Source organism: Pseudomonas sp. 10(2024) (assembly GCF_045164175.1).
Classification (GTDB): Bacteria; Pseudomonadota; Gammaproteobacteria; order Pseudomonadales; family Pseudomonadaceae; genus Aquipseudomonas; species Aquipseudomonas alloputida.
Window position 1 is genome coordinate 4975162 of record NZ_CP174006.1, and the last position, 14916, is coordinate 4990077.

The 14916-nt window shown below is 59.9% G+C and carries 3 protein-coding genes, 2 tRNA genes and 3 rRNA genes; all 8 read right to left on the reverse strand.

Annotated elements, in window-relative coordinates; genetic code table 11:
- Positions 1-22: 22 nt before the first annotated feature.
- Complete coding sequence (gene recD / locus ACI7M0_RS22570) at positions 23-2098, reverse strand: exodeoxyribonuclease V subunit alpha (protein ID WP_129932577.1); 2076 nt, start codon at positions 2096-2098, stop codon at positions 23-25.
- On the reverse strand, positions 2095-5769 hold the full coding sequence (gene recB, locus ACI7M0_RS22575; protein ID WP_129932578.1) for an exodeoxyribonuclease V subunit beta: 3675 nt from the start codon (positions 5767-5769) through the stop codon (positions 2095-2097). Before recB ends, recD begins: the two co-directional genes overlap by 4 nt.
- Positions 5766-9248, reverse strand: coding sequence for an exodeoxyribonuclease V subunit gamma (gene recC, locus ACI7M0_RS22580; RefSeq protein WP_129932579.1), 3483 nt, complete (start codon positions 9246-9248; stop codon positions 5766-5768). The genes recB and recC overlap by 4 nt, the downstream gene beginning before the upstream one ends.
- A 188-nt stretch (positions 9249-9436) precedes the next feature.
- Positions 9437-9552 (reverse strand): 5S ribosomal RNA (gene rrf, locus ACI7M0_RS22585).
- A gap of 131 nt (positions 9553-9683) precedes the next feature.
- Positions 9684-12576, reverse strand: a 23S ribosomal RNA gene (locus ACI7M0_RS22590).
- A gap of 234 nt (positions 12577-12810) precedes the next feature.
- Positions 12811-12886 (reverse strand) — tRNA-Ala (locus ACI7M0_RS22595).
- Positions 12887-12892: 6 nt separating this feature from the next.
- Positions 12893-12969, reverse strand: a tRNA-Ile gene (locus tag ACI7M0_RS22600).
- A gap of 77 nt (positions 12970-13046) precedes the next feature.
- Positions 13047-14583, reverse strand: a 16S ribosomal RNA gene (locus ACI7M0_RS22605).
- Together the 16S, 23S and 5S rRNA genes with 2 tRNA genes alongside form the textbook arrangement of a ribosomal RNA operon.
- Positions 14584-14916: the final 333 nt, after the last annotated feature.

The following is a 14916-nucleotide window of genomic DNA, read 5'->3' on the forward strand; positions in this document are numbered from 1 at the left end:
ACGTGTAATGGGTTTCATTGCCCTAGACCTGCTCGAGCATCAACCCGGAAATACGCCGTACTTTGCGCGCCACCGCTTCTTCGAAAATGCCTTGGCGTGGCTCGACCAGGCTGAAGCAGTGCTTGGCCCGAGTGATGCCGGTGTACACCAATTCCTTGGTCAGCACCGGATTGAGCGCCTCCGGCAGCACCAGGGCAGTGTGGCTGAACTCCGACCCCTGGGACTTGTGCACGGTCATGGCGAATACCGTCTCCACTTCGTTGAGCCGGCTCGGCAGAACGAATCGCACACCACCACTGCCGTCGTTGCGCGGGAAGGCCACGCGCAGCAGCGGCTGGCCATGCTCATCCGGCAGGCGCAGGGCAATACCGATGTCACCGTTCATCAGGCCAAGGCCGTAGTCGTTGCGGGTCACCAGCACCGGGCGCCCTTCGTACCAGGGCTGCTGGCTGTCGATCAGACCGGCATTGTGCAGCACCCGCGCCACCCGCTCGTTGAGGCCTTCGACACCCCAGGCGCCCCGGCGCACCGCGCACAGCAACTGGAAATCCTCGAAACTGCGCAACACCTTGCCCGCCCATTGCTCCCAGGCGGGGTCGTCAAAGGCGGTATCAAGTGCCGGCCGGTAACGGCCAAGGGTGCGCAGGTAGCTGCGGTAGCCTTGCGGTCCATCGGTACCGCGGTTCGGGCCGTCGAGTAACAGGCGGTCGAACGCACGATCCTGTTCGTGCTTGAGCGAAAGGCTGTGCACGTCGGCAGGCGGCGCGGCCAGCAGGTTGCGCGCCGCGTGAGCGTCCTGACGATTGACCAGTCTGGCCAGCTGGCCAATTCCGCTGCCCTCACCGAAACGCCGTGAAAAACGCAGCATCACCACCTGCTGGGCCAGCGGGTGACGCTGCTCATCGCCGGCCTTGAGGCCACTGCCGGCCAGCGACTCGCCACTGACCTGCTGAAGCCACGCTGCAGTCACCGGCGAGTAAAAGCCCTCCTCAGCATCCCGGCACAGGTCACCCAGCACCGCGCCCGCCTCGACCGAGGCCAACTGGTCCTTGTCGCCCAACAGCACCAGACGCGCCCGCGGCGGCAAGGCATCGAGCAGGTTGGCCATCATTTCCAGGTCGATCATCGACGCTTCGTCGACCACCAGCACATCCAACGGCAACGGGTTGCCAGCATGATGGCGGAAGTGCCGCGAGCCTGGGCGGCTGCCGAGCAGGCGATGCACGGTGCTGACTTCAGTAGGGATTTGCCCGCGTACTTCGGCGCTGACTTGCAGGCGCTCGACTTGCTGACCAATGGATTCGGTCAGGCGCGCAGCGGCCTTGCCGGTCGGTGCCGCCAGGCGGATGCGCAGTGGCCTGCCCTGCTCCACTGCCGGCGCCTGCAGCAACGCCAGCAGGCGCACCACGGTAGTCGTCTTGCCGGTGCCGGGGCCGCCAGTGATGATGCTGAAACCGGCCCGGGTGGCCAAGGCGCAGGCAAGCTTCTGCCAGTCCACCTGGCCAGCTGGCGCGCCGCCCTCGAACAGTTGCGCCAGGCGCTCTGGCAGGTCCGCAGGCGGTGCTTCGGCCTGACTCAGGCGCTGGCGCAGGGCATGGTCAATGCGCCGCTCGTAACTCCAGTAACGGCGCAGGTAAAGGCGCTCGCCACTGCGTACCAGTGGCCGCGCTTGCTGGCCAGGCGTATCACCTGCGGCCACCAGCGGGCTGGCGCTGATGCGCTGAAGCCAGGCATTCAAGTCAAGGTTGGCCAGCAGTTGCGATGGCAGTAGCAAAGGGCCGATAAGGGCGTCACCTTCCGGCGGCAACGACAGGGCGAAATCCGGCTCGGCCAAGGTTTGTTGCAGGTCGAGGCAGACATGTCCGTGCCCCAGTTGGTGGCTGGCCAGCGCCGCTGCCAGCAGTAGCAAGGGATCACTGCCGGGGGCACGCTCTTCCAGGAACGAGACGAATGCGCGGTCCAGGGCTCGTAGCCAGCCCCGCTCAACCCAGCGGTCGAGTAATTGCAGCAGGTCAGCGCTGTTGTGCTGTGGTGCCAGCGCCAGCAGGTGCTCGGCGTGCAACGGAGTGGGCAACAGGTCTACAAGGCTTCGGCTCATGGCGCAACTCCGGCAAACAGGTCCTGCTGTACCGGCGCGTGCTCGCCACGGAACAGTGCATCGAGGCTTTCGATCAGCTCACGCGGTGGCTTGGCGTGGTACACGCCGTGGCCGCTGCTGCTGGCACCGCGCAGGAAGATGAACAGGGCGCCGCCAACATGGCGGTCATAATCGTAGTCCGCCAGCCGCGCGCGCAACTGGCGGTGCAGGGCCAGCAGGTACAGCACATACTGCAGGTCGTAGCGGTGCTCAAGAATCGCCTTTTCCATGGCCATGGCATCGTAGGCCTGGATGTCCGCACCCAGCCAGTTGGACTTGTAGTCGGTCACGTAGTAACGCCCGTCCAGCTCGAACGCCAGGTCGATGAACCCTTTGAACATGCCGTTGAGCACGGTCGGCTGCGCAGCTGGGCGCGCCAGACCGGGGTGGGTGTGACGCGCCACCAGGCGATCGAGTTGTTCTGCGTCGACCCGGTGGCTGGCGAACCAGAACTCCATTTCGATCTGGTAATGACGCAGCTGGCCCAGGGTTACGCTCTGGTCGCAGCCCGGCAGCGGCAACGCCTCGCCCAGCAAACGTTGCATCCAGTGGCTCAGGGTGGGGATCCAGCCGGCCCAGTCACGGCGGTTGCAGCGCTGGCCAACGGTACGCTCGATCAGTTGAGGGTTGCCGCTGACCTCGCAGAAGCCCTCACGGCCCGCCCACTCCAGCAAACCATGGAGGAAGGTGCCGGGGTTAGGCCCCCGCGGGAAGCGATGGATATCGCCGCTGTCGGCCGGGACCTCGCGCAACACCTGGGCATCGGGCACCTCGTCATCCAGCAGTTGCTGTGCCTGCGAGCTGTCGGCGCCGAGGGTCTGATCGCCGACACGAAGGGCACTGTAGGAAGCGATCCACCAGTGCTCGGCAGCCGCATGGCGTGGCCTGCGTGCTGGCAGCAGCTCACGTTCGGCGTGTGGCATGCGATACATCTGCTCATCCGCCTGCGGCAGGCCTGGGCAAGTGATGTGCGGGCAACTTGCCGCCAAAGCCTGCAACCAGTCCGTCAGCTGCGCCGAGCCAGCCAAGGCAAGGCCGCCCCCCAGCAGGTAGCCAAACGCCGAGCGGTGCAGCTGCGAGCTCTTCTGATTACCGCGCTTGAGGTCGGCGACACCCAGCCAGCAAGCATGCTGGGCGCGGGTCAGGGCCACGTAGAGCAGGCGCAGGTCTTCGGCCAGGCGCTCGTCGTCAGCACGCTCGATCTGCTCCTGGTCGGGTGTGAGGGTGAGGTGGGCGTTACCTTCGCTGTCATGCCAGGCCAGCGGCAGACGGCTACCATCCACCGGTTTGCTGGTGCAGATGAATGGCAGGTAGACCAAGGGATATTCCAGGCCCTTGGACTTGTGGATGGTCACCACCTTGACCAACTGTTCGTCGCTCTCCAGGCGCAGGATCTGCTCTTCACCGGCCTGCCCGGAACTGGCCAGATGCTCGGCCAGGTGGCGGATAAGCGCCTGTTCGCCGTCCAGTTCGCCAGCGGCCTGCTGCAGCAGCTCGGCCAGGTGCAGCAGGTTGGTCAGCACCCGCTCGCCATCACTGCGGCGGATCAGCGTGCGCGGTAGCTGGAAGTCATGCAGCAGGTGGCGCAACATCGGCAACACCCCTTGGCGCTGCCAGGTGTCGCGGTAAAGGCGAAAGCGCATCACCCAGCTCTCCCAGACCCGCTCGTCCTGGTTAAGCCGGTCCAGCGCAGCCAGCGACAGGCCCAGTGTAAGGCTGGCCAAAGCAGCCTTGAGCAGGCGCTCTGAGTCAGGCTCGGCGCAGGCCTTGAGCCAGGCCAGCAGGTCGTGGGCTTCCTGGGCGGCAAACACCGAGTCCTTGTCGGACAGGTAGACACTGCGCACCTCGCGTGCGGCCAGTTCGGCGCGGACCATCTGCGCCTCATGGCCATCGCGCACCAGGATGGCAATGTCCGAGGGCAAGCAGGCGCGCAATTCGCCTTCGGCATTCTGGAACCCCGCCGTGCCCTGCTGGCCGCCATTGAGCAAGGCCACAATATGGCTGGCGCAACTGGCGGCCATTTGCTGGCGGTAAACGCTGCTGGAGACGGGCTCTTCACTTTCCAGCTGCCAGCATTGCAGGGCTGCACTGACTTCACCGTCAATCAGCAGCTGTTCGCCACGCCCCTTGGCGCGCACCTCGATGAATGGCAGCGGGTTGTCATCGGCCTCGCGGAACAGGAATGCACCCCGCCCCGCTTCACGCGCCTCGGCCTGCAGGAACACCTGGTTGACCGCCGCCACCATGGCTTTGCTGGAGCGGTAGTTGGTGTCCAGGCTGTGCAGGCGGCCGCTGGTAGCGCGTCGCGCGGCTAGGTAGGTGTAGATGTCGGCACCCCGGAAGGCGTAGATCGCCTGCTTGGGGTCGCCGATCATGAACAGGCCGGTTTCTGCGCGATTTTCGCTGATCTGGTAGATGCGCTCGAAAATGCCGTACTGAACCGGGTCGGTGTCCTGGAATTCGTCGATCAGCGCTACCGGGAACTGCTCACGAATCAGGCTGGCCAGGCGCTCGCCGGCCTCGCTGGCGAGCGCGTGCTGCAAGCGCACGAGCATGTCGTCGAAGCCCATTTCTGCACGCCGGCGCTTCTCCACTTCGAAACGCGCCGATACCCAACTGGCGGCGTGCTCGAGCAGCGGGGCATCCGGGCTGTCCAGTGCCTGCAGTTGCTGCTGCAAGTGCTGCATGGCGTTGAGGGCTGGGTGCTCGGGAGGTTCTCCCTTCCAGGCCTCGGCCATGCCCGCCGGGGTCAGCCGGGTAAAGCCGGTGCCCAAGTCGAGCTCTACCAGTTGCTCATCGCTGGCCCAAGCGCAGAGCTTGTCGAACCAGGGCTCGAAGTAACGGGCTTGCATCTTGCGGCCGTCGACCTGTTTGGCGGCCAGCGCATCGCGGCAGATTTGCCGCAGTTCCTCGGCCCACTGTGCCCACGGCGCCTTGATCCGGGCCAACTGTGCACCCCGTTGCTGCAGCGATGCCTGGATCAATGCGGCGGGCTCTGGCCCATTCTGCTGGGCGCGCACACGGCCGAACAGTGGGCGAATGCGCGGCAGCAAGGCGTCGGGGCTCCCCCAGTTGCCGCGCACCCAGGCCAGTGCGTCCCCTTGCATCCCATAGCAGAAGCGCCGCCAGTAATCGCGCATGACCTGGCCCAACAACTCGCTGTGGTCGGTTTCCAGGGTCTGGGTGAACAGGCTGCCGCTGTCGAAGGCATGCTCGCGTAGCATGCGCTGGCACCAGCCATGGATGGTCGATACCGCAGCCTCGTCCATCCACTGCACGGCGATTTCCAACCGGCCGGCGCAACGCGGCCAGTTCTCTTGTGGGTAATCGTCACGCAGTTGGTGCAACAGTGGATCGGCGCCTTCCAGTTCGCCACGGAAGAACCGTGCGGCTTCAGCCAGGCGGGCGCGGATACGCTCGCGCAGCTCTTTGGTGGCGGCGTCGGTGAAGGTCACCACGAGGATCTGCGGTGGCAGCAGCTCGCGCTCGAAGCCCTGTTCGCCACCGTGACCGAGGATCAGGCGCAGGTACAGCGCCGAAATGGTGAAAGTCTTGCCCGTGCCAGCGCTGGCCTCGATCAGCTGGCTACCGTGCAGGGGGAAACTCAGTGCCAGAGGACGGTCCTGGGTCATGCGCCTTTCTCCGGGTTGCCCAAGGTCTGCCAAGGGGCGGTAAACAACGGGCGATACAAGGTTTCGCACCAGCCTTCAAACGTTTCGTCAGCGGTGAGTGCTGCAAAGTCCCGGAACTGACGGGCCAAGGCAATGCTTTCACTCCGTTCGCCAAAGCTGGTGCGTTCGTCGCCTTCGTAGGCGCGAGCTGCTGCGGCCATGGCTTTATCCGCATCGTCCTGGGCCAACCAGGCGAACGCGGTCTTGGCCGCGACTGGCAACGGCGCGTTCATTGCCGCCTGACGGGCCACCAACAGGTCGCCCAGCAGTTGCGCGGCCTGCGCTTGCGGCAGCGGTGCAAGCAACAGGGTCAGGTCACTGGCTACCAATGCACTGTTATAGGGGTAGCCCGCTGCACAGGCCGCCAGGTGCGTAACCCAGGGCGCGATAAGGCGGTGCCACTTCAGGTTGTTGCGCCCGGCACTGATGGTGTTGGGTACTGTGGTGATGCTGAGAAGGCTCTGATCTTCCGCCTGGAACACCCGGCCCAGCCAGCCCTCCAGACGGTGCTGACCGTGCTCGAAATGCACCGGCAAAGCGCCCTCGACCAGCTGTGGCCAGCGTTGCAGCAATTGCTGGTGACGTTGCAGCAGGTCCGGCAGCGGTTCGATCAACTCGTTTTGCAGCAGTTCGCCGAAACCGGCTAGCGGCAGCAAACCGCAGGCCTGCAGGCGTCGGGCCTGGGCGCGCAAGGCTTGTTCGGCGTTGTCCGGTTCGGCCAAGGCGGCGCCAAGCAGGCTTTCACTGGCGCCGTAGCGTTGCAGGGTATCGAGGACGAAGGGCTCTTCGTCCGGGGTCGGCGCTTCCAGCGCCTCAAAGTACACCTTCAAGCGCTGGCTGAAGAAGTGCCGTACCGGGTGGCGCAAGAAGTCATTCAGCTGGTGCAGACTCAGGGCTTCAGCGTCCTGATAAGGCGGCAAGCCCGGCTCGCTCTGCGCGTCTGTCTCACCCTGCTGGTGCAGCACCTGCCATTCATGGGCATAGCTGAACAGTGGGCTGCCCTTCTGGAAGTACCGAGGGCTGAACGGCTGCAGCGGGTGCTCCTGGGTCAGTGCGTGCAACAGTTGCTCGCCCGGTCTCGCGGGCTGGCCCTGCTGCGCGTCGGCCAAATGCCAGCCCGCAGCGATGTGATCGCGCAACTGGCCGATCAGCACCGAGGCCGGGCGTTCGCTATTGTCGCGGATACTGCGCCCGACCCAGCTGACATACAGTTGGTCACGTGCTGACAGTAGCGCTTCAAGTAACAGGTAACGGTCGTCTTCGCGGCGTGAGCGGTCGCCGGGGCGATAGTCGCTGGCCATCAGGTCGAAGTCCAGCGGTGGCTGCGCACGCGGGTAATCGCCATCGTTCATGCCCAGCAGGCAGACCACCCTGAAGGGGATCGCGCGCATGGGCATGAGTGTGCAGAAGTTGACCGAGCCGGCGAGGAAACGTTGCGACAGCTTGCCCTGATCGAGGCCCGACAGCCAGGCTTCACGCACCACGGTCAGCGGTAGCGGGTCGTGCAGGCCGACGGTCTCGCACACCTCAAGCCAGCTATCGCGCAGATCCTGCAACTGCATCAACAGGAATTCATCACCCTCGTCCTCGGCGAGGAAGAACACGTGCAGCAAGGCATGCAGTCGTTCGCCCCACTGGCTGACGGTGGCAGGCTCGGACAGGGCCTGGCAGGCGACTTCGAGCGCATCGAGCAACGCGACCAGCGGGCCGATCAGTGCCGCGTCCAGGCCACCGATTTCATCGTAGGGTTCAATGCCATCACAGGCCTCACCCACCCCCACGGCATAACCCAACAGCATGCGGCGCAGGCCGAAACGCCAACTGTTCTGTTCGAGCCCGGCGGGCAAGCCCAGGCTCGCCCGCTGCTCGGCGTCAAGGCCCCAACGGATGCCAGCGCCCTCGATCCAGCGGTGCAGCGTGGGCAGGTCGTTTTCGCGGATGCCGAAGCGGGCGCGGACTGCCGGCACGTCCAGCAGGTCGAGCACTTCGCTGACCGCGAAGCGGCTGTCAGGCAGTTTGAGCAGGTGCTCAAGCGCGATCAGCAAAGGCTCGCGACCACGCTGGCCCTGGTCTGTCAGGGTGAACGGGATGTAGCGTGGATCGTTACGCTGCAACTGGCCGAAGACGGCGCGGATATGCGGCGCGTAAGTGTCGATGTCCGGCAGCATGACGATCACGTCGCGCGGGCGCAAAGTCGGGTCGGCGCTGAAGCGGGCCAACAGCTGGTCGTGGAGGATCTCCACTTCACGTTGCGGGCTGTGCGCGATATGGAAGCGGATCGAGCGGTCTTTTGTGGTGTCGACTGCCGGCCACCGTTCGCGGCTCTCGGCGAGCGGGCGCAATTCCAGGATGTCGTCCTGCAGTTCGTTGAGCAGCGTGGTGGGCGAACCGTCGCTGAACAGGTCGATGCGGCCGTCGCTGAACACGCCTTGGTAGCTGCCCGGGTCGTCATAGCTGTCGAGCAGGTTGATGTAGTCGCGGCCTTGTTTACCCCAGGCTGCCAGCAATGGGTGGGCATGCTGGTGCAGCGTCTGGTCGTCCAGTTGCAGGGGCATGCCTTGCTTGCGTTGCTGGCGTTTGTACTGGTGGCGCAGCAGGTCCTTGTCGGCAACGATATCGGCCCAGTGGTGGCGGCATGGGTTGTGTACGCACAGCAATACCTGACTGAAACGCGACAGGCCTGCCAGTGCTTCCAGGGCCTGGGCCGGCAGCGAAGAGATACCGAACACGATCACCCTCGGTGGCAGCCCGGCAGGCGCCTGCTCCAGGCTGTTGATGCGCTCGATGAAACGTTGGTGTACCCCGGCGCGGCTTTGCGCCATGCCTTGCTCGCCAACATCCTCCAGCAATGCTCGCCACAACTCGGCTTGCCAGCGGTTGCCTGGCGGCAGAACTTTGCGCTCGCCGCGGGCCGTGTTGATGACGTGCTCACCAGTGGCCCAGTCCTTGAGCCAATCGGCGCGGTAGACCTGGTACTGGTCGAACAGGTCGGCCAAGCGCTCGGCGAGCTGGTAGCGCTTGCGCAAGTCACTGTCATCGGTGAGGAAGCGCCGCAGTGGCTCGAAATGCGGGCGCTCGATGAGTGCTGGCAAAAGGCGCATCAGGCGCCAGGTCAGGGGTGCCTTGTCGAGCAGAGACACTTCGGGGATTTCGCTACGGCCAAGCACGCTGCGGTAGAGCTGCCACATAAAGCTACCGGGCAGTTGTACATCGATTGCAGCAGCGATGCCGCAGCCGCCCAGGTCATCTTCCAGCGGATCTTCAGCCAGGGCCAGCTTGAGCCATTGGGCGATGCCATTGCTTTGCACCAGGGCAATTTCGTTTTCCAGAGGCGCCAGCGGGTAGCGACGCATCCAGCTCACTACCAGGCTACGCAAGTCGTCGAGGCGGTTGCCGTGGACGATCATGAAGCCAGGGTGGAGATGGGCGGTGTTGAGCATCGGAAGGTCTCTGGAGGCGCTGATGGCTGAGAGGGGAACGATATCACGCGTACAGGAAACGGCCGAATGCCATCAGGCCACGGGAGCGGGCGTCCCCGCTCCCGCAGTGATTCGCGCAGGTCGAGTTTTTTTGCCCACAAAGACAAAACCCCTACCTGCATGCGCAGATAGGGGTTTTGCGAAATGAATCTTGACGATGACCTACTCTCACATGGGGAAACCCCACACTACCATCGGCGATGCATCGTTTCACTACTGAGTTCGGGATGGGATCAGGTGGTTCCAATGCTCTATGGTCGTCAAGAAATTCTGTTGCCAGAATGTCCAGTTGGACAGCCCAGCGAATTCGGATATGCGATATTTGTGGTCTTACGAATTTTCGGGTCTTTCGTCTTCACCACCGCAATCTGCGTCAGCAAATTGCTTGGGTGTTATATGGTCAAGCCTCACGGGCAATTAGTATTGGTTAGCTCAACGCCTCACAGCGCTTACACACCCAACCTATCAACGTCGTAGTCTTCGACGGCCCTTTAGGGGATTCAAGATCCCAGTGAGATCTCATCTTGAGGCAAGTTTCCCGCTTAGATGCTTTCAGCGGTTATCTCTTCCGAACATAGCTACCCGGCAATGCCACTGGCGTGACAACCGGAACACCAGAGGTTCGTCCACTCCGGTCCTCTCGTACTAGGAGCAGCCCCTCTCAAATCTCAAACGTCCACGGCAGATAGGGACCGAACTGTCTCACGACGTTCTAAACCCAGCTCGCGTACCACTTTAAATGGCGAACAGCCATACCCTTGGGACCGGCTTCAGCCCCAGGATGTGATGAGCCGACATCGAGGTGCCAAACACCGCCGTCGATATGAACTCTTGGGCGGTATCAGCCTGTTATCCCCGGAGTACCTTTTATCCGTTGAGCGATGGCCCTTCCATACAGAACCACCGGATCACTAAGACCTACTTTCGTACCTGCTCGACGTGTTTGTCTCGCAGTCAAGCGCGCTTTTGCCTTTATACTCTACGACCGATTTCCGACCGGTCTGAGCGCACCTTCGTACTCCTCCGTTACTCTTTGGGAGGAGACCGCCCCAGTCAAACTACCCACCATACACTGTCCTCGATCCGGATAACGGACCTGAGTTAGAACCTCAAAGTTGCCAGGGTGGTATTTCAAGGATGGCTCCATGAGAACTGGCGTCCCCACTTCAAAGCCTCCCACCTATCCTACACAAGCAAATTCAAAGTCCAGTGCAAAGCTATAGTAAAGGTTCACGGGGTCTTTCCGTCTAGCCGCGGATACACTGCATCTTCACAGCGATTTCAATTTCACTGAGTCTCGGGTGGAGACAGCGCCGCCATCGTTACGCCATTCGTGCAGGTCGGAACTTACCCGACAAGGAATTTCGCTACCTTAGGACCGTTATAGTTACGGCCGCCGTTTACCGGGGCTTCGATCAAGAGCTTCGCTTGCGCTAACCCCATCAATTAACCTTCCGGCACCGGGCAGGCGTCACACCCTATACGTCCACTTTCGTGTTTGCAGAGTGCTGTGTTTTTAATAAACAGTCGCAGCGGCCTGGTATCTTCGACCGGCATGGGCTTACGGAGCAAGTCCTTCACCCTCGCCGGCGCACCTTCTCCCGAAGTTACGGTGCCATTTTGCCTAGTTCCTTCACCCGAGTTCTCTCAAGCGCCTTGGTATTCTCTACCTAACCACCTGTGTCGGTTTGGGGTACGGTTCCCAGTTATCTGAAGCTTAGGAGCTTTTCTTGGAAGCATGGTATCAACCACTTCGTCGCCTAAAGGCAACTCGTCATCAGCTCTCGGCCTTGAAATCCCGGATTTGCCTAAGATTTCAGCCTACCACCTTAAACCTGGACAACCAACGCCAGGCTGGCCTAACCTTCTCCGTCCCTCCATCGCAATAACTGGAAGTACAGGAATATTAACCTGTTTTCCATCGACTACGCTTTTCAGCCTCGCCTTAGGGACCGACTAACCCTGCGTCGATTAACGTTGCGCAGGAAACCTTGGTCTTTCGGCGTGCGAGTTTTTCACTCGCATTGTCGTTACTCATGTCAGCATTCGCACTTCTGATACCTCCAGCAAGCTTCTCAACTCACCTTCACAGGCTTACAGAACGCTCCTCTACCGCATCATCGCAAGATGATACCCGTAGCTTCGGTGCATGGTTTGAGCCCCGTTACATCTTCCGCGCAGGCCGACTCGACTAGTGAGCTATTACGCTTTCTTTAAAGGGTGGCTGCTTCTAAGCCAACCTCCTAGCTGTCTAAGCCTTCCCACATCGTTTCCCACTTAACCATGACTTTGGGACCTTAGCTGACGGTCTGGGTTGTTTCCCTTTTCACGACGGACGTTAGCACCCGCCGTGTGTCTCCCATGCTCGGCACTTGTAGGTATTCGGAGTTTGCATCGGTTTGGTAAGTCGGGATGACCCCCTAGCCGAAACAGTGCTCTACCCCCTACAGTGATACATGAGGCGCTACCTAAATAGCTTTCGAGGAGAACCAGCTATCTCCGAGCTTGATTAGCCTTTCACTCCGATCCACAGGTCATCCGCTAACTTTTCAACGGTAGTCGGTTCGGTCCTCCAGTCAGTGTTACCTAACCTTCAACCTGCCCATGGATAGATCGCCCGGTTTCGGGTCTATACCCAGCGACTAAACGCCCTATTAAGACTCGCTTTCGCTACGCCTCCCCTATTCGGTTAAGCTCGCCACTGAATATAAGTCGCTGACCCATTATACAAAAGGTACGCAGTCACCTAACAAAGTAGGCTCCCACTGCTTGTACGCATACGGTTTCAGGTTCTATTTCACTCCCCTCTCCGGGGTTCTTTTCGCCTTTCCCTCACGGTACTGGTTCACTATCGGTCAGTCAGTAGTATTTAGCCTTGGAGGATGGTCCCCCCATATTCAGACAAAGTTTCTCGTGCTCCGTCCTACTCGATTTCATTGACAAGAGATTTTCGTGTACGGGGCTATCACCCACTATGGCCGCACTTTCCAGAGCGTTCCACTAATCTCAAATCAACTTAAGGGCTGGTCCCCGTTCGCTCGCCACTACTAAGGGAATCTCGGTTGATTTCTTTTCCTCAGGGTACTTAGATGTTTCAGTTCCCCTGGTTCGCCTCTTGCACCTATGTATTCAGTACAAGATAACCAGCTTGTGCTGGCTGGGTTCCCCCATTCAGAGATCTCTGGATCACAGTCTGTTTGCCGACTCCCCAAAGCTTATCGCAGGCTACCACGTCTTTCATCGCCTCTGACTGCCAAGGCATCCACCGTATGCGCTTCTTCACTTGACCATATAACCCCAAGCAATCTGGTTATACTGTGAAGACGACATTCGCCGAAAATTCGTACGTTGCTCTTTCGAGCAGAACTCACAAATTTTACCTTAGCCTGATCCACCAGCAGTGAAACTGGTGTTCAGTCTATATCTATCACATATCCGAATTTTTAAAGAACGATCTGACAAAAGTCAGAAATCAACATTCGACGCGAATGCTCATTTCTGAGTTTGATCAAGGTAAAGCAAGTGGTGGAGCCAAGCGGGATCGAACCGCTGACCTCCTGCGTGCAAGGCAGGCGCTCTCCCAGCTGAGCTATGGCCCCGCATATTGGTAGGTCTGGGCAGATTTGAACTGCCGACCTCACCCTTATCAGGGGTGCGCTCTAACCAACTGAGCTACAGACCTATATAGGGTCTTGATCGTCTTCGACAATGAATCAAGCAATTCGTGTGGGAGCTCATCAGCAGGCTGATGTCGTCGATTAAGGAGGTGATCCAGCCGCAGGTTCCCCTACGGCTACCTTGTTACGACTTCACCCCAGTCATGAATCACACCGTGGTAACCGTCCCCCCGAAGGTTAGACTAGCTACTTCTGGTGCAACCCACTCCCATGGTGTGACGGGCGGTGTGTACAAGGCCCGGGAACGTATTCACCGCGACATTCTGATTCGCGATTACTAGCGATTCCGACTTCACGCAGTCGAGTTGCAGACTGCGATCCGGACTACGATCGGTTTTGTGAGATTAGCTCCACCTCGCGGCTTGGCAACCCTCTGTACCGACCATTGTAGCACGTGTGTAGCCCAGGCCGTAAGGGCCATGATGACTTGACGTCATCCCCACCTTCCTCCGGTTTGTCACCGGCAGTCTCCTTAGAGTGCCCACCATAACGTGCTGGTAACTAAGGACAAGGGTTGCGCTCGTTACGGGACTTAACCCAACATCTCACGACACGAGCTGACGACAGCCATGCAGCACCTGTGTCAGAGTTCCCGAAGGCACCAATCCATCTCTGGAAAGTTCTCTGCATGTCAAGGCCTGGTAAGGTTCTTCGCGTTGCTTCGAATTAAACCACATGCTCCACCGCTTGTGCGGGCCCCCGTCAATTCATTTGAGTTTTAACCTTGCGGCCGTACTCCCCAGGCGGTCAACTTAATGCGTTAGCTGCGCCACTAAAATCTCAAGGATTCCAACGGCTAGTTGACATCGTTTACGGCGTGGACTACCAGGGTATCTAATCCTGTTTGCTCCCCACGCTTTCGCACCTCAGTGTCAGTATCAGTCCAGGTGGTCGCCTTCGCCACTGGTGTTCCTTCCTATATCTACGCATTTCACCGCTACACAGGAAATTCCACCACCCTCTACCGTACTCTAGCTTGCCAGTTTTGGATGCAGTTCCCAGGTTGAGCCCGGGGCTTTCACATCCAACTTAACAAACCACCTACGCGCGCTTTACGCCCAGTAATTCCGATTAACGCTTGCACCCTCTGTATTACCGCGGCTGCTGGCACAGAGTTAGCCGGTGCTTATTCTGTCGGTAACGTCAAAACAGCAAGGTATTAGCTTACTGCCCTTCCTCCCAACTTAAAGTGCTTTACAATCCGAAGACCTTCTTCACACACGCGGCATGGCTGGATCAGGCTTTCGCCCATTGTCCAATATTCCCCACTGCTGCCTCCCGTAGGAGTCTGGACCGTGTCTCAGTTCCAGTGTGACTGATCATCCTCTCAGACCAGTTACGGATCGTCGCCTTGGTGAGCCATTACCCCACCAACTAGCTAATCCGACCTAGGCTCATCTGATAGCGCAAGGCCCGAAGGTCCCCTGCTTTCTCCCGTAGGACGTATGCGGTATTAGCGTTCCTTTCGAAACGTTGTCCCCCACTACCAGGCAGATTCCTAGGCATTACTCACCCGTCCGCCGCTGAATCAAGGAGCAAGCTCCCGTCATCCGCTCGACTTGCATGTGTTAGGCCTGCCGCCAGCGTTCAATCTGAGCCATGATCAAACTCTTCAGTTCAATACTGCTTGGGTTTTTAAGAAACCCTAAACTTGGCTCAGCAATCTCAAATGACTATGTGATTTCTCGCATGGTCACTTGTGATGCTGATAATCTTTTTGACTATCAGTCCGTACTCACAAGCACCCACACGAATTGCTTGATTCGATTTGTTAAAGAGCGTTTGGTTAAGAGCTTTTCGTCTCAACCGAGGCGCGCATTCTACGCTTTCCTCAGAGCCTGTCAAGCGTTTATTTTGAAGTTTTTTGCGAGAAACTCGTTTAGCTTCAAACACTTGGCTCGCTGCGATCTCTCGTAGCGGGAGGCGAATCATACAGCACTTGGAAGCGCTGT

Excerpts from the sequence above, each read along its gene's own strand:
- recD (WP_129932577.1), bottom strand. The coding sequence starts at position 2,098 with ATGAGCCGAAGCCTTGTAGACCTGTTGCCCACTCCGTTGCACGCCGAG.
- recB (WP_129932578.1), bottom strand. The coding sequence starts at position 5,769 with ATGACCCAGGACCGTCCTCTGGCACTGAGTTTCCCCCTGCACGGTAGC.
- recC (WP_129932579.1), bottom strand. The coding sequence starts at position 9,248 with ATGCTCAACACCGCCCATCTCCACCCTGGCTTCATGATCGTCCACGGC.